The following is an 18,163-nucleotide window of genomic DNA, read 5'->3' as shown; positions in this document are numbered from 1 at the left end:
CCCTGACAGACGGCTCTTAACCTTTCCTCCCGGCCGGGGTCGCGACGGTTTTGCCGCGCGGCTCCGGACCGGAAGATGGATGCCTATCCGGAGGTGTCATGAGAAGATTCCTGCTTTCCATCAGCGACGGGCGCGGCTTCGACATCGGCCTCGTCTCCGTGCCGCTCGCCTTCCTGTTCGCGATGGCCGGCCTGCCGCTCATCTACAATATTGTGATGAGTTTTCAGGAAGTGGACATGTTCAGCCTCGGGACTTTCGCGCGGCCGTTCGTAGGATTCAAGAACTATGTCACGCTGTTCTCGCTGCCGGAAACCTGGCCGATCCTCGGGAATACGGCTGTTTTCGTGATCGCTTCGATTGCCGGGCAATTCACCATCGGTTTTGGATTGGCGCTTTTCTTCTGGACCGGCTTTCCCGGTTCTTCCTGGCTGCGCGGGTTGTTTCTCGTCTCCTGGGTCATGCCGGGTCTGGTCGTCGGCGCCATCTGGAACTGGATTCTCTCGGGCGATTTCGGCGTGCTGAATTACATTCTCCGAGAGTCGGGGCTCATTTCCGGCAATATCTTCTGGCGCTCCGATCCCGATTTCTCGCTCTGGGCCGTGGTCATCGCCAATATCTGGCTCGGCATCTCCTTCAACATGATCCTGCTCTCGGTTGGCCTTTCGGCCATTCCTCAGGACCTTTACGAAGCAGCCGAGCTGGATGGCGCCAATGTCATCCAGCGGTTCTATACGATCACCCTGCCGATGATGCGTTCCACGATCGGAGCGATCATCTCGCTCGGCCTGATCTTCACCTTGCAGCAGTTCGACCTTTTCGCCGCGATCACCGCCGGCGGGCCGAACAATTCCTCGAATGTGGTGCAATACTGGGCCTGGGACCTGTCCTTCCGCCAATATGATTTCGCGCAAGGGGCAACGGTCTCCGTCATCATGATCGTCTTCGTGATGATTGCGTCGGTCGTCTATGTCCGCTCGACACGGCATGAGGTGCGCGGATGAACCTTGCCTTGCGCGACAAGCTCATGCTGGCGATCGCAGTCCTGCTCGCGGCGGTCTATCTTTTCCCGCTCTATTGGATGTATGTCACGGCCATCAAGACGGGATCGGCGATGTTCGCCTCTCCGCCTGCCTTCTGGCCCAGCGATCCGCAATGGGGCATCTACGGCTCCGTCTGGGAGAGCCGCAATGTCGGTCGCTATCTCTGGAACTCGCTCGTCATCGCTTCCGGCGCGGTCTCGCTGATCGGCATACTCGGCACGGGCTGCGCCTATGTGCTTGCGCGTTACCGGAATGTCTGGGTGGATATCGGCCTGTTCCTCATCCTCATGCTTCAGGTGCTGCCGGCCTCGCTGATGATCACGCCGATCTTCGTCGGCTTCTCCCAACTCGGCCTGCTGGACTATCCGCGCACCGCCGTCATCCTGGCGATCGCGGCAAAAAGCATGCCCTTCTTCGTCGTACTGGTCAGGGCGACCTTCATGAGCGTGCCGATGGAACTGGAAGAGGCCGCACTAGTGGACGGCAATTCCCGCCTCGGCGCCTTTTTCAACATCGTGCTGCCGCTCGCCCGAAACGGCATTCTTGTCAGCGCCATTCTGATCTTCATGCAGGCCTTCGGCGAGTTCGTCTATTCGAAGTCGATGATCCAGGCGATCGAATACCAGCCGGCAAGCGTCGGGCTCAATTCCTTCATGGGACCGAACACCAACGAATGGAACAATATCATGGCCTATGCCGCGATGTACGTGACGCCCATCCTCGCCATCTTCGTTCTCTTGCAACGCCGGATCGTGTCCGGCCTGACCTCGGGAGCTCTCAAATGACCGCGAACCAGATCGAACTTTCCGGGGTGAACAAGTATTACGGCGCCTATCATGCGCTGAGGAACATCGACCTGAAGATCCGCAAGGGTTCTTTCGTGGCGCTCGTCGGTCCTTCCGGCTGCGGCAAGTCCACGCTGCTGCGTTCGCTCGCCGGGCTGGAATCGATTTCCGAGGGAGAGCTAGTCATTGCGGGCGCCCGGATGAACGGCGTTCCGCCTCGTAAGCGAGACCTTGCCATGGTCTTCCAGTCTTACGCGCTCTACCCGCACATGACGGTCGAGGAGAACCTCACCTACAGCCTGCGAATGCGCGGTGTCGGCAAGGCCGAAGCCAGGCGCAAGGCGGAGGAAGTCGCGGCCACCACGGGCCTTTCAAACCTTCTCGGTCGTTACCCGCGCGAATTGTCCGGCGGTCAGCGACAGCGCGTAGCGATGAGCCGGGCGATCATCCGCAATCCCAAGGCCTTTCTGTTCGACGAGCCACTTTCCAACCTCGATGCGGCGCTCCGCGTCCATATGCGCAAGGAAATCCGGGCGCTGCATGACCGGCTGGGTGCCACGTCCGTTTACGTCACCCATGACCAGATCGAGGCGATGACCATGGCCGACCATGTGGTGGTCATGCGCCAGGGCGTCATCGAACAGCAGGGCGCGCCGCTCGAACTCTATGACCGGCCGGCAAACCAATTCGTGGCGGGGTTTATCGGCTCGCCGGCCATGAATTTTGTGCCATGCATAGCCGGAGCGGACGGACGATCGCTGGTGCTTGATTTGGGAACTCCTCAGACAGTGATCGCGCCCAAGGCCGTCGCGGCCGGTCGGGTGCTGATCATGGGGATTCGCCCGGAGCATATCGAGCTTTCCAGCGAGGCCGACGCGACGCTCCGGCTGCCGGTTGGGGCCGTCGAAAGCACCGGTGCTGCAACCTATGTCACGACCGCGACGCTGCCGGAACTGGTCATCGTGCTGAACAGTCGCATTCAGATACGTCCGGGGGAGACGGTTCCACTCCGTCTCGACCAATCCCACCTGCACCTTTTCGATAAAGAGACGCAGCTGCGTTTGCCCTAACCTCAGATTCCAACAATCCGAGGGGAGAAGCGGCCAGCAATGCGAGCGAGATCATATACCGCTGTGCGTATCAACGGCGATATCCCAGCGCCCGGCTGATCTCGTCAGCGATGCTACGCACCATCAGGAGGAGGGTCTCGCGCCGCTCGACATAACGGATCGTCGGCATGCCGAGATTGAGGGCAGCAACGACAGCACCATGGGCGTCGAAGACGGGGGCGGCAAGGCCGGTCGAGCCGGTGATGAACTCCTGGTCGTTCAGTGCGTAGCCATCGCGCCGTATCTTGACGAGCATCTCCCGGATACGATCAACATCGGTTACCGTATATCGCGTGTAAGAGAGGAGCTGGACCCGGGCCAGATAGTGCTCCAGTGCCTCCTTCGGCGCATGGGCGAGAAGCATGCGGCCCGTGGCCGTGCAGTAAGCCGTGATTGCCGCATCCAGGTTCACATCGTAACGCACCCGGTGACGGCTTACGCATTTGGCGAGGCGGCGCATGTCGCAATGGGCGTTCATGGTTGCGAGCAATACCGTTTCACCGGATTCATCACGCAGCCGTTCCATGAACGGCCGTGCCGTCACCACCAACGGCTCTTCATGTCGGCGGAAGGGAAATCCATGCCGGCTCGCTTCGACCAGCATGTAACGCCCGGCGGCATCCTGGACAAAGTGCCCGCGGGCCGCCAGCGTCTGAACGAGGCCATGTGCGCTGCTTTTCGGAAATCCAAGATCGCGGACGATCTGTGCCAGCGGCACCGCTTCCCGCTGCGAGGCCATATATTCGAGCAGATCCAAAACCCGGCCGGCGCTTTTCACTTCGAAGTTCATGTATGTGAACAAAACCCCCGTTGATGGCTATTCGGTTGGCTCATAACAATTCTGCCCAGAAAGCGGCCACTCACATTTTCACGTGCTGTGGCGAAAGGATGAACGATCTCATGAACGCGCCAAATAAGCAAAACGATGCCTCAGAACCATGGCTGTGGCCCGATAGGGTCTGGCAGCAAAAGGTTCAGAAAGTGCGGGCGGGGCGTTCCCTGAAACCGGCGAAATGGAAGGATGGCGCGCGCATGGCGGTGGCGTTGTCTTTCGATTCCGATCACGAGACAATGGAATTGCGCAACGGGGGACTTTCCTTCGGCAGGATGAGCCAAGGCCAGTATGGCGCCCGTTCCGGCATGCCGCGCATTCTGCGCCTGCTCGAGAAATATTCCATTCCGGCCTCCTTTTTCATGCCGGCCGTCTCCGCGATGATCAACGCCGAGGAGGTGAGAACGGTGGTTTCCGCTGGGCACGAGCTCGGCATGCATAGCTGGATCCACGAATTCAATTCCCGCCTGGATGAAGCGACGGAACGGAATCTTGCACTGCGTGCCGCTGACGTGCTGGAGCGGCTCTCTGGCGCGCGTCCGGTCGGCATGCGCACCGCCTCCTGGGATTTCAGCCCCTACACGCTGAAGATCGCCCGCCAGATGGGGCTTCTCTACGATTCCTCCCTTATGGCGGACGACGAGCCTTACGAGCTTATCGAGGACGGCGAGCCGACGGGCGTCGTCGAAATTCCCGTCGAGTGGATCCGCGACGACGCCCCTTATGTAGCGATGGACCGCATGACCGGCGCTCGGCCCTATGGCGGCCCCTCAATGGTCTTCGACATCTTCAGCCGGGAACTGGAAGCCGCCTGGGATGAGGGAGGGCTGTTCCAACTCACCATGCATCCGCACCATGTCGGCCACCGCTCGCGCATCTTCATTCTCGAAGAAATCATCCGACTTGCCAAATCGAAGGGCGATGTCTGGTTCTGCACCCATGCGGAACTGGCACGCTATTGCGCCGATGAAGCCGGCCTCAAGACCGCCGAAAAAGCCGCGTGAGCAGATTTTAAATGAAGCAACAACATCTAAGAGGGTAAGGAACATGTCTGCCAGAATCGCATCCATAGCCGCAGTGCTCTTGGCGTTCACCGCCTCGACCGCGCTTGCTCAAACCAAGGACACGCTGACCATCGATCTTCCGGGCGATGCCGCGACGCTTGATCCGCATCTGCAGTGGAATACGGACAGCTATACCATCTATCGCAACATCTTCGACAACCTCCTGACCCGCGATGCCTCAGGCGAGATCGTGCCGCAGATCGCGAAATCCTGGAAATATCTCGACGACAAGACGATCGAGTTTCAGATCCGCGATGACGTCACCTTCCAGGACGGCAGCAAGCTGACCGCCGAGGATGTCGCCTTTTCGATCAACCGTATCATCGATCCAAAGCTGAAGAGCCCGCAGCTCTCGCAGTTCGACCAGATCGAAAAGGCGGAAGCTACAAGCCCGACGACCGTGAAAATGACGACCAAGTCGCCTTATCCGGCGCTGCTTGCCCAGCTCGTCAAGCTCTCGATCGTGCCAAAAGCCTATGTCGAGAAGGTCGGTGACCAGGAATTCAATCTGAAGCCGCTTGGCTCCGGCCCTTACAAGATGGTCAACTGGCAGAAGGGCATTCAGACCGAGTTGCAGGCCTATGACAATTACTGGCGCGCAAAGCCCCCGTTCGAGAACGTGGTCTTCCGCGCCGTTCCGGATGTCTCGACGCGCATCGCGGACCTGAAGACCGGCAAGGCGGACCTCATCCGCGATGTGCCCCCGGATCAGACGGCGAGTGTCGACGGAGATTCGAACTCTCAGGTCCTTTCGGTTCCCACCGAGCGTGTCGGCTATATGTTCATCAATGCCGAGGCCGGCCCGACGAAAGATGTTCGTGTCCGCCAGGCGATCGCCTACGCGATCGACCGTGATGCGCTGATCCAGTCGCTGCTCGAAGGTTACGGTGCGCTGGTCAATATCGTCGGGGCCAAGCCGGTGTTCGGTTACACCGACAAGGTTCAGGGTTACTCTTACGATCCGGAAAAGGCGAAGGAACTGATCAAGGCTGCCGGCGCCGAAGGCGCCAAGGTCGAGTTCCTGACATCGCCTGCTTACAATCGCGCCATGGTCGAAGCGATCCAGCAGATGGTCAACGAGGTCGGCCTCAATGTGGAAATCTCGTCCAGCGACCAGGCGACCTTCCTCAAGCGCCGCCAGGGCGATCCCGCCAATGCGGGCGGCCTTGCGCTCGGAGCCTGGTCCTGCGCCTGCCAGGATGCGGACGGTATCATCTTCCCGCTCTTCCGAAGCGGCAGCATCTGGGCAAAGTACAAGAACGAGACGTATGATGCCCTGGTCGATAAAGCCCGTACGATCCTTGATGAGGACGAGCGGCTGAAGCTCTACGAGCAGGCTTACGAGATCCTCCGTGAGGATGTTCCGGGCATGGGGCTTTATCAGGCGTACGCGCTCTACGGCGCAAGCAAGAAGCTGAAATGGCAGCCGACGGCCAATGAGTCCATGTTTGTCATGGACATGGGCTGGCAGCAGTAAAAAACGGATATCGGGATCATGTTGAGATACGCCGTCGAGCGTTTGGTACAGGCAATCATTGCGATCTTCGGCGTTCTCACCATCGTGTTTGTCATCATGCATCTTTCGGGCGATCCAACCCTGCTGCTCGTGCCGCAGGACGCATCGGCCGAAATGATCGCCGAACTGCGCCATCAGCTCGGCTTCGACCGGCCGATCTGGGTGCAGTATCTCGAATATCTTGGAGATCTCGCCCATCTCGATTTCGGCATTTCCGTCGTGCAGCGTGTGCCGGCGATCGACATCGTCGCCTCGCGCATACCCTACACCGTGATGCTGGCGACCGGCGCTATGGTCGTGGCGATCGGCATCGGCATTCCGGCCGGCATCCTGATGGCAACGAAGCGCGGCGGCTGGCTCGAACGCCTGCTGACCGCCATCGTCGTTACTGGCCAGAGCGTGCCGACGTTCCTTTCCGGCATCGTGCTGATCTTCATTTTTGGCGTGACGCTCCGCTGGCTGCCGACTTCGGGCTCTGGCGACTTCGCTTCGCTGATCATGCCGTCGCTGGCGCTCGGCGCAATCTCGATGTCGACCTTCGCCCGCATGACGCGGATTTCCATCATCGATGAACTCGGCAAGGATTATGTGCGGGCGGGACGGGCCCGCGGCCTTTCGCTTGGCTCGGTGGTTGTTCGCCACGTGTTGCGCAACGCATCGATACCGGTGATCACTATCGCCGCGCTGGAAATCGGCAACCTGCTCGCCGGCGCGGTCATCATCGAGACGGTCTTTGCCTGGCCAGGCATTGGTCAACTCGCGATCCAGTCCATCCAGGCGCGCGACTTCCTTGTCGTCCAGGTCATCGTGCTTCTGATTTCTTTTGTCTATGTGCTGACCAGCGTGCTTGCGGATTTCGTCTACGCGCTTGTCGATCCGCGCATCCGTCTGGTCCGGTGAGGAGGATTTCATGAGCACCGCCGTTCTCGTCCTTCGCCAGCGCCTTCGCCGGGTTCCCATCTCGGTCGTCATCGTCTCGATCATCTTCCTGGTGATCGTGCTGCTCGCAATTCTCGCGCCCTGGGTTGCACCCGCCGACCCCGCCAAGCAGAATCTGCTTGCCCGCCTGAAGCCGCCGGGTTTCGAACTGCGTGGCGTGACCTACTGGCTCGGCACCGACGATCTTGGCCGCGACCTGCTCTCGCGCACCATTTATGGTGGGGGTGTGTCGCTCTCCGTCGCCGTGCTTTCCGTCGTCGTTTCGACGCTCGTCGGGGTGACGCTCGGCATGGTCGCCGGCTGGTTCCGTGGTAAGATCGAGATCGTCATCATGCGCCTGGTCGACATCATGATGTCGATCCCGGCTATCCTGCTTGCGGTGCTGACCGTCGCGGTCCTCGGTCCCGGTTTCCTGAAGCTCGTCCTGGTGCTCGGGCTGACCCGCTGGCCGCGCTACACCCGCGTCGCCTATGCCCAGACACTTCAGATCGCCAACCTGCCGTTCATCAAGGCATCCGAACTCGCCGGCGCCGGTGCTGCTCGCATCCTCTTCCACCACATCCTGCCCAACATTGCCGGCCCGGTGCTGATCGTCGCGACCGCCGAATTCGGCCTGATGATCCTGATGGAAGCCGGCCTTTCTTTCCTCGGCCTCGGTATCCAGCCGCCGGCCTCGAGCTGGGGTTCGATCATGAGCGTCGGCCGCCAGTATCTCGAAAGAGCCTGGTGGATCGTCGCCTTCCCGGGCGTATGTCTCTTCCTGCTTGTCTTTTCCGTCAATGTGCTGGGCGACTGGTTGCGTGACCAGATCGATCCACGTTCCCGTTCGCGCTGAGGTTTCTCAAATGGAATTTGAAAACAAGACCATGGTCATCACCGGCGCCGCCGGCATTTTCGGCCGCTGGATTGCCGCCCATTTCGCAAGGGAAGGCGCGAGGCTCTGCCTCAGCGACATCCGCATGGACGCGCTGGAAAGGATGGTGGCGGAACTCGGCCTCGACCGTTCGAAGGTGCTTCTGCATGCGACCGAACTGACCAGTGACGCATCCATGCTGGAATTGGTCGATCTCGTGCGACGTGAATGGCAAGCGCCGGACATTCTTGTCAACAACGCCGGCATCTATACCCGCTTCAGCCTGCTCGACATGGAATTCTCCGACTGGGATCGCGTTTTCGGCGTCAACCTGCGCGCGCCTTTCGTGCTGTCGCGCGAGATGGCCAAGCTGATGATTTCGGAAGGCAAAAAGGGCTCGATTATCAACATCTCGTCTGGCGCGGCGCGTAAGATGAATCAGAATTCCGTGCCTTATTGCACCTCCAAGACGGCGATCGAGCGGCTGTCGAAAGGTTTCGCTATGGAGCTCGCCGAATACGGTATCCGCGTCAACGTCGTCGAACCGGGCTTCGCGCCGGGCAGCGAAGTGAGCGAGCTTTCCGATGAATACGTCACAAACATGCTGAAGAACATCCCACTCGGTCGCTCCAGCGGGCCTGAGGATGCGCCGGGTGCGATCGCCTATCTCTGCTCTGACAAGGCCTCTTTCATTACCGGTGCCGTGCTCTCCGTCGACGGCGGCAATTCGATCGGCAATTACAAGCGCCCCGAGCGCTACACCGCGAAGGCTTGAGATTGATGAATGCCGCCGCAAACCCGCTGCTTGCCGTCGACCGGCTCACCATTGATATCGGTGGCGCCAAGGTTGTCGACGACGTGTCGTTCACCGTCGCGCCTGGCAAGGTCATGGCGCTGGTAGGCGAGTCGGGCTGCGGCAAGTCTTTGACTTCCCATGCCATGCTCGGCCTGCTGCCATCGGCGGCGCGGCGTACCGGTGGCCGGATCATGCTCGAAAATACCGATCTTGCCGCCTTGTCCGAACGGCAGTTCCGCAAGGCGCGCGGCAAGGATATCTCGATCATCTTCCAGGAACCGAGCGCCTCGCTCGATCCGCTGACGACGGTGGGTGAGCAGATCGCCGAGGCCTATCGCGTCCATCACGGCGTCTCGAAGACCGAGGCTTTCGTGAAGGCGCGGCAGATGCTGGTGGATGTCGGCATCCCCGATCCCGACCGGCGTCTGCACCAATATCCCTTCGAGCTCTCCGGCGGCATGTGCCAGCGCATCATGATCTCGATCGCACTGATCAACGGCCCGCGCCTGCTGGTCGCCGACGAGCCGACGACAGCGCTCGACGTGACGATCCAGGCGCAGATTCTCGATCTGATGAAGAAGCTGGTCGCCGAACGCGGCACGGCAATTGTGCTGATCACGCACGACATGGGCGTGGTCGCCGACATCGCCGATGAAGTTGCGGTCATGTATGCCGGCCGCATCGCCGAGATTGCGCCGGTGCATGCCCTTTTTCGCGCGCCGAAACACCCGTATACGGCCCTGCTTCTGGCCAGCGTGCCGAAACTCGACGACGCGCCGAAGGCGGACCTTGCGACCATCGAGGGAATGGTGCCGAGCCCAAGTGAATTCGGCATCGGCTGTCGTTTTGCCGATCGCTGTCCGCTCTCTACCGACAAGTGTCGCTTGGAACAACCATCGCTGATCGATTGCAACGATGGGCATCGTTCCGCCTGCTGGCATATCGACCGAATGGCCGAAATCCGCGAGGTGGCGGCATGAGCGAGACGAAGAACGTTCTCGAAATCCGCGACGTCGCGGTGCATTTTTGCGGCCGCGGTGGGCTGCTTGGCCAGTCCGGGCCGGTCGTGAAGGCCGTCAATGGCGTGGATCTAGACATTCCTCGCGGCGAGACGGTGGCACTGGTCGGCGAATCCGGCTGCGGTAAGTCCACGCTTTCCAACACGATCGTCGGTCTGCAGGCGCCGGCGTCCGGCAGCGTGAGGATCAGCGGCGAGGAAGTGGTCGGAGCCGACAAGAGAAAGCTCAATGACATTCGCCGCAAGGTGCAGATGATCTTCCAGGATCCGGCGTTGTCGCTCGATCCGCGTTCGACGGTGGGGGCGACGATAGCCGAGCCCCTGATCGTGCGTGGTATCGCCAAGGGTAAGGTACTGAAAGCACGCGTCGCGACGCTTCTGCAGCAGGTGGGCCTCCGACCGGAACACGCGGACCGTTATCCGCACCAGTTCTCGGGCGGCCAGCGTCAGCGGATCGTCATTGCCCGGGCGCTCGCACTCGAACCAGACCTCGTCATCTGCGACGAGCCCGTCTCCGCGCTCGACGTTTCGGTGCGTGCGCAGATCCTCAATCTGCTTGTAGCGTTGCAGAAGCGCACCGGTGTTTCCTACCTTTTCGTTTCACACGATCTCGGCGTGGTTCGCCACATCTGCGACCGCGTCGTGGTGATGTATCTCGGCCGCTTCGTGGAGATGGCGGACCGGGATACATTCTTTTCCAATCCAAAGCACCCTTACACGAAGGCGCTGATGTCGGCCGTTCCGGAAGCCGATCCCGTCGTCCAGCGGTCCAAGGAGCGGCTGATCCTCGGCGGCGAACTGCCAAGCCCCGCCAACATTCCCGCCGGCTGCGCCTTCCATACGCGCTGCCCGCTGGCGACCGAAATCTGCTCGAAGGAGCGACCTGAGTTGACACCGCGCCCGGACGGTGCTCGCGTCGCCTGCCATCACGCCTAACCGCCACTGCCCATAGGGAATGCCATGACCGATGCCCCGACGAACGAAACGCTCCGACTGGCCGGCCTCAGTGCCGAGGCGGAGATACGCATCGACGGCTGGGGCATCCCGCATCTCAAGGCGGCAAACGAGAACGACCTGTTCTTCGTGCAGGGTTTCAACGCTGCACGCGACCGGCTCTGGCAGCTCGATCTGTGGCGCAAGCGCGGGCTCGGGCTGCTTGCCGCGGATTTCGGCCCCGGTTACCTGGCGCAGGACCATGCGGCCCGGCACTTCCTCTACCGCGGCGACATGGCACCGGAATGGACCTCCTATGCGCCGGATACGGAGACGATCTGCAACGCGTTCGTTGCCGGCATCAATGCCTATACCGCGCTTTGTGAGGCCGAACCCGCCCGCCTGCCGCCGGAATTCGCTGTCTTCGGCACTAGGCCGGCCTACTGGCAACCCTCAGATGTTGTGCGCATCCGCAGCCACGCACTGACCCGCAACGGCCTTTCGGAAATCCTGCGCGCCAACATCATGGCGCTTGCCGATGCCGAAACCGATCTTCTCCGCTACGAGATCGATCCGCCGGTTGAGTTGAAGCCTGCCGAGGGCATTGTGCTCGCCGACATTCCACTCGAAGCGACCCGCCTCTTCAAGCTCGCCACCGCGCCGGTAACCTTCGACAAGGTTCGGCTTGCCGCGACCCTCGACGACGTCTGGAAATGGACCGAGGTAACCGATCTCGGCGACGTCATCCAACGCGTCACGGAAGAGGGCTCCAACAACTGGGCCGTTCACGGTTCGCGCACGGACACCGGCCGGCCGATCCTGGCGAGCGATCCGCACCGGGCGCATGCTGTGCCGTCGCTGCGTTATCTCGTGCATCTCCAAGCGCCCGGCCTCAATGCCATCGGCACCGGCGAGCCGACCGCGCCCGGCATTTCGCTTGGCCACAACGAGAAGGTCGCCTTCGGACTCACAATCTTCGGCGCCGACCAGGAAGACGTTTATGTCTACGAGACAAAGGACGGCGATCCGGATTCCTACCGTTATGGCAGCGGTTGGGAGAAGATCAACCGAATCGAGGAGCGCTTCGGGGTCAAGGGCTTCTCCGACCAAGCGTTGACATTGTCCTTCACCCGCCACGGACCGCTCCTGTACGAGAACCCGAAGAAGAAACTGGCGATCGCCATGCGTTCCGTGTGGCTGTCGCCGGGCTCGGCCGCCTATCTCGGCAGCCTGGCCTACATGCGCAGTACATCAGTGAAGGCGTTCTCCGAAACGCTCGGCCACTGGGGTACGCCATCGGTCAACCATGTCAGCGCCGACGTGGACGGCAATATCGGATGGTTCACGGCCGGTTTCACACCGGTACGACATAACTGGCAAGGCCTGCTGCCGGTGCCGGGCCACGGATCCCATGAGTGGGACGGTTTCCTGCCGGCCGACCAGTTGCCACGGAGATATAATCCCGCCGAAGGCTTCGTCGCTTCCGCCAATGAAATGAACCTTCCCTCCGACCGCGACCCGAACGCTCCTTCGATCGGCCATGAATGGGCGGAGATCAGTCGCGCCCAGCGCATCAAGTCCGTGCTCGCCGCCGATCTGAAACATACGTTGAAAGGCTCGATGGCGCTGCAGACGGATACGTATTCCCGTCCCGCCGCAACGATCTGCAGCCTGCTGGAAAAGGTTGCCGTCCGGCATCCACTCGATGGCACGCAGCGAATGGCGCTCGCTCTCGTCAAGGGCTGGGATCACCGGCTGGAAGCGACGAGCGCTCCGGCCGCACTTTTCGAAGTGTGGTGGATGAAACATCTCCGTCCAGCGCTGTTGTCGAAATTCGCACCGAACCAGACCGTGCGCCAACTGCTTTTGCCGGGCGATGTCGACCGCATGCTCTCTCTGCTGACCGAGCCCGGCAGGCATTGGGACGAAGCCGAACGCGACGCCATGCTGCTTTCGACACTCTCGGCGGGCTTTGACGATTGCGAAAAGCGGCTCGGTTCCAGCCCTGCCGCCTGGCAATGGGGTGATCTGCACAAGGCGACTTTCGAGCACGCCACCAGCCGCATCACGACTGGAGGCATCGCAAATTGGAACGTTGGCCCGCTGCCGCTAGGTGGCAGCCGTTCGACACCCATGAATGCGGGTTACCGGATGAGCGATTTCGGCGTCACTGCGGGTGCTTCCGTGCGGCTCGTGATGGATGTCGGCGATTGGGACAACAGCGTGTGTATCAATGCGCCCGGGCAGTCCGGAGATCCTCGTTCACCGCATTATGGCGATCTCGCCGAAATCTGGTCAAAGGGTGGCTATGTGCCGCTGGTCTACAGTGAAGCTCGCATCGCTCGGGAGATTGTCCGACGCATCACCCTTCTGCCTGGCTGAGTGCGATGCAGGGATTTCAAAACCGTTGACAATCCGGACATCCAGGGCGGAAAATATTTCGCTCTGCGCGATAAGGCGTAGGGACGGAATGAAAGTCGCCTCGATCATGCAGCTTACGGTTTTTTCCGACTACGGGATGCGGTTGATGATGATGGCGGCCGCTCATCAGGACAGGCTCATCACGATCGAGGAAGCCGCCAGGGTTTACGGCATCTCCCGCGCCCACCTGATGAAAGTGGCCCAATTGCTGGTCAAGAAGGGGTTTCTCAAGGCTGTACGCGGCCGCACCGGCGGCCTCATGCTCGGGCAGCCGCCCGAAGCCATCCGCATTGGCGATATCGTACGGGCCACAGAACCGGATTTCGCGGTCGTTGAATGCTTTAAACCCGACAACAGGTGCCGGATTACCCGCTCCTGCCGCCTGCAGGGAATCCTGGGAGAGGCGGTTATGGCATTTATAGATGTTCTGGATCGCCATACGTTGCAGGATCTCATGCTCAACCCCGAAGATTTCGGCACCCCGAACGCTGCCTGAACTGACAGGGAAGCCGGCGAGCCAAAATTTCAATCGCAAAAAGATGCATCCCTTATAGTTGATTTAGCTCAAAGAGTATTTTCCCGAGTCCCCTAAAGCTCTGCTCGTAATTCACAGAAGACCGAGCAGATGCCACAGAGATCACGTTTTTCGCTGCGCCCTTCGATCCTGTTTGCCTGGTTTGCGGCCTTCTTCGTTGCATTCATGATTGCAACGCAAGGCCATGCTGCCGGGCAGCTCTCTACTTTTCTCGACAAGGTCCAGCCGGGAGATCTTTTTCAGGGCGCAGATCGTTTCGGACCGATTGCCGGAGACCCGCCGATCGTTCCGGTTCTCCGTGGCGACGAGCTGCTTGGCTACGCCTATCTCAATTCCGATTTCACCAGTTCCGTCGGTTATTCCGGCAAGCCCATCCGCATCGTTGTCGGCATTGATCCGAAGGGCGTCATACGGGGCTTCAAGCTGGTCGATCACAAGGAACCCATCGTTCTTATCGGCATACCGGAGAAGAAAGTGGTCGCATCGATGAATGCGATCATCGGAAAGGATATGGGACGCGTTGCGGCGGGAGCGGAACGACCGCCGCAGGTCGATATCGTCAGCGGTGCGACCGTCACCGTCCTTGTCATGGGCGACAGCGTGGTGCGGTCCGCAGTCCAGCTCATCCGCAGCAATCGGCTGAATGCAGGTAGCGGCGAGACGGTTGCGACGGTGACCGAAATCAGAAAGGTCGATCCATCCAGGACTGCCGTGAGTGACTGGCAGACGCTCATCGGCGACGGCTCGATCCGCAGCCTTCGGCTGACAGTCGGGGAAGTGTCGGATGCGTTTCGACAGGCGGGCCAGCCGATCGCCGCGGAGAAGGCTGAAACCCAGAATCCCGAAGACAGATTCATCGATCTTTTCATGGCGCCTGTCAGCGTCCCGGCGATCGGCAGAACGCTTCTGGGAGAGGAGGGTTACCAGCGTCTGACAGCCAGGCTTAAGCCCGGACAGTCCGCCCTCATCGTGGCTGGTGATGGAGCCTATTCCTTCAAGGGCTCGGGCTATGTTCGCGGCGGCATTTTCGATCGGGTCGAACTGCTGCAGAACGGCCAGGGCCTCCGCTTCCGTGATCGCGACCATACGAGGCTGCCGGCATTTACCGCACCTGACGCGCCACACCTTCGCGAGATCGCTCTGTTCATTGTGCCAAGCGAGTTTGCATTCGATGTCACGGAGCCCTGGGAGTTGCAACTGCTCGTGCAACGCAGTGCTGGCGGTCGTGAGAAGGCTATCCTTCCCTATAACCTCGGCTATTCTCTCCCCCCTGCCTTCATGACGGTCGAGAGCCGCCCGGCTGTACCACCGGTGCCTGTCGCGACTGACGAAAAAGCAATCACGGCCGCGTCAACTGATCCGCTGCAGGAGGGCCAGCCCCTGTGGATCAGCATCTGGCAGATGAACCGCATGTCGATCGGCATCACGGTCGTAGCCGTGCTCGTGCTGACTGCGATCTTCTTTTTTCAGGATTGGCTGGTCCGCCGTCCCAAACTTTTCGCCTGGGTCCGCAACGGCTATCTCATCTTCACGCTGGTCTGGCTCGGCTGGTATGCCAATGCCCAGCTATCGGTCGTCAATGTCCTGACATTCGCCAATGCCCTCGTCGCCGGCTTCAACTGGGAATTCTTCCTCGCGGCACCGCTCATCTTCATCTTGTGGGCGTCGGTGGCAGCTGCACTGCTTTTCTGGGGACGCGGGCCGTTTTGCGGCTGGCTGTGCCCGTTCGGCGCGCTTCAGGAACTGACCAACAAACTGGCCCAACGGCTGAAGGTGCCGCAGCTCAAGCTGCCCTGGGGGCTGCACGAGAGGCTCTGGCCGGTCAAATACATTATCTTTCTCGGACTGTTCGGCCTTTCCTTCTATTCGATGGCGCTCGCTGAGACAGTCGCAGAGGTCGAGCCTTTCAAGACGGCGATCATCCTGAAATTCGCCCGCCAGTGGCCCTTCGTCCTCTTCGCCGTGACATTGCTCGTCGCCGGCCTTTTCATCGAGCGTTTTTACTGCCGCTACCTCTGCCCGCTCGGCGCAGCTCTCGCCATACCCGGTCGCATCCGCATGTTCGAATGGCTGAAACGCTGGCCGGAATGCGGCTCGCCCTGTCATCGCTGCGCCAAGGAATGTCCCGTGCAGGCCATTCATCCGGAAGGGCAGATCAACGTCAACGAGTGCATCTACTGCATGCACTGCCAGGAACTCTACCAGGACGACCAGCGCTGTCCGCACATGATCGAGGTGCGGAAAAAGCGCGAGAAATTCCTGCGGCTGTCTTCCCCCGCTTCCCGCGGCGAAACGCCACCCAAAACCCAGGTCACCTACAAGGGTGCACCAATCACCAGCTCTGACGCCGTATCGGATCAGCCGGCGTGAAGGACCAACCAAGGAGAGACGAACAATGTCTGACGAACACAACCCACCGCGCCTGAACAGGCGGCAGATACTGGGGACGACCGCCATGGCCGCAGTCGCAGGCGCGACCGGGGTCGGTGGTGCGCTCACGCTTTCCGGCGCGGCTGCGACGCCGGCGCTCGCGCAGAAGGTGGGCGACCAGCCATACGAGGTGAAGCCGGGCGAGCTGGACGAATACTACGTATTCTTCTCCAGCGGGCAAACGGGCGAAGTCCGTATCGTCGGCCTGCCCTCCATGCGCGAGCTGATGCGCGTTCCGGTTTTCAACCGGTGCAGCGCGACTGGCTGGGGCCAGACCAATGAAAGCCGCAAGATCCTGACCGAAGGTCTGCTCCCGGAAAGCGTCGAGTTCCTGGAGGATAAAGGTGGCATCTATCTCAACGGCGACCTCCATCATCCCCACCCGTCCTTCACGGAAGGCTCCTATGACGGGCGTTATCTCTTCGCCAACGACAAGGCGAATACCCGCGTTGCGCGCATTCGCCTCGATGTCATGAAGTGCGACAAGATCATCCAGCTTCCCAATCAGCACACCGTCCATGGGCTGCGTGTCCAGAAATATCCGAAGACCGGCTATGTCTTTGCCAACGGAGAGGATCGTGCGCCTATCCCGAACGACGGCAAGATCCTCGACGATACCAAGCAGTACCATGCGATCTTCACCGCTATCGACGGCGAGACCATGAAAATCGCCTGGCAGGTCATGGTGGATGGCAACCTCGACAACGTCGATGCCGACTACCAGGGCAAATATTGCTTCGCCACCTGCTACAACTCCGAGGAAGGCGTCAACCTCGAACAGATGATGTCAAAGGAGCAGGACTGGGTCGTCGTGTTCGACCTGAAGCGGATCGAGGAAGCCGTTGCCAAGGGTGACTACAAGGAAATGAACGGCGTGCCTGTCGTCGACGGCCGCCATGGCTCTCGCTTCACGCGCTATATTCCGGTCTCCAACAGTCCGCACGGCATCAACACGGCACCGGATGGCATTCATGTGGTCGCCAACGGCAAGCTGTCGCCGACCGTGACGGTCTTCGACGTTCGCAAGTTCGATGACCTCTTCGCCGACAAGATCAAGCCGCGCGATACCGTCGTCGCCGAACCGGAACTGGGCCTCGGCCCGTTGCACACGGCCTATGATGGCAAGGGCAATGCCTATACGACGCTCTTTCTCGACAGCCAGATATGCAAATGGAACATCGAGGATGCCAAACGTGCCTTTAAGGGCGAGAAGGTCGATCCGATTCGCCAGAAGCTCGACGTCCAGTATCAGCCAGGCCACAACCACACCTCCATGGGCCAGACCAAGGATGCCGATGGCAAGTGGCTGATCTCGCTTAACAAGTTCTCCAAGGATCGCTACCTCAACGTCGGTCCGCTGAAGCCGGAAAACGACCAGCTGATCGACATTTCCGGTGATCAAATGGTGCTCGTGCATGACAATCCGACATTCGCGGAACCGCATGACGCCACGATTGTCCACGCTTCGAAGATCAACCCCATCAGCATCTGGAAGCGCGACGACCCCTTCTTTGCCGACGCCGTCAAGCAGGCGAAAGCCGACGGTATCGATCTGCTCGTCGATTCCGAGGTCATCCGGGATGGCAACAAGGTGCGTGTCTACATGACCTCCGCCGCCCCCGCCTTCGGCCTGGAAAGCTTCACGGTCAAGGAAGGGGACGAGGTCACGGTCTACGTCACGAATATCGACGAGATCGAGGACCTGACCCACGGCTTTGCCCTCGTCAACTATGGCATCAACATGGAAATCGGGCCGCAGGCGACTTCCTCGGTGACGTTCAAGGCCAGCAAGCCGGGCGTCTACTGGTACTATTGCTCGTGGTTCTGCCATGCCATGCACATGGAGATGAAGGGCCGCATGTTGGTCGAGCCCAAGACGGCATGATGCGGCG

At 60.5% G+C, this 18,163-nt stretch carries 15 protein-coding genes; 14 read left to right on the top strand and 1 reads right to left on the bottom strand.

From position 1 onward, the window contains the following. Positions 1-98: 98 nt before the first annotated feature. Genes QEO92_RS18930 through QEO92_RS18920 form a run of 3 tightly spaced genes read left to right on the top strand, consistent with a single transcriptional unit; the run spans position 99 to position 2,895 of the window. Positions 99-1,001: a carbohydrate ABC transporter permease gene (locus tag QEO92_RS18930; RefSeq protein WP_227704062.1), complete on the top strand. Its 903-nt coding sequence runs from the start codon at positions 99-101 to the stop codon at positions 999-1,001. Further along, positions 998-1,825 (top strand): carbohydrate ABC transporter permease, encoded by an 828-nt coding sequence (locus QEO92_RS18925; protein ID WP_227704061.1) that lies wholly within the window; start codon positions 998-1,000, stop codon positions 1,823-1,825. The genes QEO92_RS18930 and QEO92_RS18925 overlap by 4 nt, the downstream gene beginning before the upstream one ends. Further along, positions 1,822-2,895 carry an ABC transporter ATP-binding protein gene (locus QEO92_RS18920; protein ID WP_227704060.1) on the top strand — a complete coding sequence of 358 codons (1,074 nt, stop codon included), beginning with the start codon at positions 1,822-1,824 and terminating at the stop codon, positions 2,893-2,895. Before QEO92_RS18925 ends, QEO92_RS18920 begins: the two co-directional genes overlap by 4 nt. Before the next feature lie 70 nt (positions 2,896-2,965). On the opposite strand, the gene QEO92_RS18915 is transcribed toward QEO92_RS18920, so the two are convergent. Next, complete coding sequence (locus QEO92_RS18915; RefSeq protein ID WP_227704059.1) at positions 2,966-3,724, bottom strand: IclR family transcriptional regulator; 759 nt, start codon at positions 3,722-3,724, stop codon at positions 2,966-2,968. A gap of 110 nt (positions 3,725-3,834) precedes the next feature. Between QEO92_RS18915 and QEO92_RS18910 the strand changes: the two genes are divergently transcribed. From QEO92_RS18910 to nosZ, 11 genes are all read left to right on the top strand, one after another. Continuing rightward, a complete protein-coding gene (locus QEO92_RS18910; protein ID WP_037153752.1) occupies positions 3,835-4,770 on the top strand; it encodes a polysaccharide deacetylase family protein in 936 nt (311 codons plus the stop codon). 43 nt (positions 4,771-4,813) lie between these two features. Beyond that, on the top strand, positions 4,814-6,307 hold the full coding sequence (locus QEO92_RS18905; RefSeq protein WP_037153048.1) for an ABC transporter substrate-binding protein: 1,494 nt from the start codon (positions 4,814-4,816) through the stop codon (positions 6,305-6,307). Between the two features lie 18 nt (positions 6,308-6,325). After that, positions 6,326-7,246 (top strand): ABC transporter permease, encoded by a 921-nt coding sequence (locus QEO92_RS18900; protein ID WP_037153046.1) that lies wholly within the window; start codon positions 6,326-6,328, stop codon positions 7,244-7,246. 10 nt (positions 7,247-7,256) lie between these two features. Beyond that, positions 7,257-8,120, top strand: a complete 864-nt coding sequence (locus tag QEO92_RS18895; protein WP_037153043.1) for an ABC transporter permease — start codon at positions 7,257-7,259, stop codon at positions 8,118-8,120. 10 nt (positions 8,121-8,130) lie between these two features. Continuing rightward, on the top strand, positions 8,131-8,913 hold the full coding sequence (locus tag QEO92_RS18890) for an SDR family NAD(P)-dependent oxidoreductase (protein WP_227704058.1): 783 nt from the start codon (positions 8,131-8,133) through the stop codon (positions 8,911-8,913). A gap of 5 nt (positions 8,914-8,918) precedes the next feature. After that, positions 8,919-9,914 (top strand): ABC transporter ATP-binding protein, encoded by a 996-nt coding sequence (locus QEO92_RS18885; RefSeq protein ID WP_227704057.1) that lies wholly within the window; start codon positions 8,919-8,921, stop codon positions 9,912-9,914. Further along, on the top strand, positions 9,911-10,888 hold the full coding sequence (locus tag QEO92_RS18880; RefSeq protein ID WP_227704056.1) for an ABC transporter ATP-binding protein: 978 nt from the start codon (positions 9,911-9,913) through the stop codon (positions 10,886-10,888). The genes QEO92_RS18885 and QEO92_RS18880 overlap by 4 nt, the downstream gene beginning before the upstream one ends. Before the next feature lie 24 nt (positions 10,889-10,912). Beyond that, positions 10,913-13,267 (top strand): penicillin acylase family protein, encoded by a 2,355-nt coding sequence (locus QEO92_RS18875; RefSeq protein ID WP_227704055.1) that lies wholly within the window; start codon positions 10,913-10,915, stop codon positions 13,265-13,267. Between the two features lie 106 nt (positions 13,268-13,373). Beyond that, the gene (locus QEO92_RS18870) at positions 13,374-13,802 is read left to right on the top strand and encodes an RrF2 family transcriptional regulator (protein ID WP_037153749.1); all 429 of its coding nucleotides are present in this window, start codon (positions 13,374-13,376) and stop codon (positions 13,800-13,802) included. A 204-nt stretch (positions 13,803-14,006) separates the two neighbouring features. Continuing rightward, entirely contained in the window at positions 14,007-16,211 is a 2,205-nt protein-coding gene (locus QEO92_RS18865; RefSeq protein ID WP_407722129.1) for a 4Fe-4S binding protein, read from the top strand. A 25-nt stretch (positions 16,212-16,236) separates the two neighbouring features. Next, on the top strand, positions 16,237-18,156 hold the full coding sequence (nosZ, locus tag QEO92_RS18860) for a TAT-dependent nitrous-oxide reductase (RefSeq protein WP_037153028.1): 1,920 nt from the start codon (positions 16,237-16,239) through the stop codon (positions 18,154-18,156). Positions 18,157-18,163 lie beyond the last annotated feature (7 nt).

Origin of the sequence: Neorhizobium petrolearium, from assembly GCF_029854435.1 — a bacterium.
Lineage (GTDB): Bacteria > Pseudomonadota > Alphaproteobacteria > Rhizobiales > Rhizobiaceae > Neorhizobium > Neorhizobium petrolearium.
This window is presented reverse-complemented; position numbering and strand designations above follow the sequence as displayed.

Excerpts from the sequence above, each read along its gene's own strand:
- QEO92_RS18930 (WP_227704062.1), top strand. The coding sequence starts at position 99 with ATGAGAAGATTCCTGCTTTCCATCAGCGACGGGCGCGGCTTCGACATC.
- QEO92_RS18925 (WP_227704061.1), top strand. The coding sequence starts at position 998 with ATGAACCTTGCCTTGCGCGACAAGCTCATGCTGGCGATCGCAGTCCTG.
- QEO92_RS18920 (WP_227704060.1), top strand. The coding sequence starts at position 1,822 with ATGACCGCGAACCAGATCGAACTTTCCGGGGTGAACAAGTATTACGGC.
- QEO92_RS18915 (WP_227704059.1), bottom strand. The coding sequence starts at position 3,724 with ATGAACTTCGAAGTGAAAAGCGCCGGCCGGGTTTTGGATCTGCTCGAA.
- QEO92_RS18910 (WP_037153752.1), top strand. The coding sequence starts at position 3,835 with ATGAACGCGCCAAATAAGCAAAACGATGCCTCAGAACCATGGCTGTGG.
- QEO92_RS18905 (WP_037153048.1), top strand. The coding sequence starts at position 4,814 with ATGTCTGCCAGAATCGCATCCATAGCCGCAGTGCTCTTGGCGTTCACC.
- QEO92_RS18900 (WP_037153046.1), top strand. The coding sequence starts at position 6,326 with ATGTTGAGATACGCCGTCGAGCGTTTGGTACAGGCAATCATTGCGATC.
- QEO92_RS18895 (WP_037153043.1), top strand. The coding sequence starts at position 7,257 with ATGAGCACCGCCGTTCTCGTCCTTCGCCAGCGCCTTCGCCGGGTTCCC.
- QEO92_RS18890 (WP_227704058.1), top strand. The coding sequence starts at position 8,131 with ATGGAATTTGAAAACAAGACCATGGTCATCACCGGCGCCGCCGGCATT.
- QEO92_RS18885 (WP_227704057.1), top strand. The coding sequence starts at position 8,919 with ATGAATGCCGCCGCAAACCCGCTGCTTGCCGTCGACCGGCTCACCATT.
- QEO92_RS18880 (WP_227704056.1), top strand. The coding sequence starts at position 9,911 with ATGAGCGAGACGAAGAACGTTCTCGAAATCCGCGACGTCGCGGTGCAT.
- QEO92_RS18875 (WP_227704055.1), top strand. The coding sequence starts at position 10,913 with ATGACCGATGCCCCGACGAACGAAACGCTCCGACTGGCCGGCCTCAGT.
- QEO92_RS18870 (WP_037153749.1), top strand. The coding sequence starts at position 13,374 with ATGCAGCTTACGGTTTTTTCCGACTACGGGATGCGGTTGATGATGATG.
- QEO92_RS18865 (WP_407722129.1), top strand. The coding sequence starts at position 14,007 with ATGATTGCAACGCAAGGCCATGCTGCCGGGCAGCTCTCTACTTTTCTC.
- nosZ (WP_037153028.1), top strand. The coding sequence starts at position 16,237 with ATGTCTGACGAACACAACCCACCGCGCCTGAACAGGCGGCAGATACTG.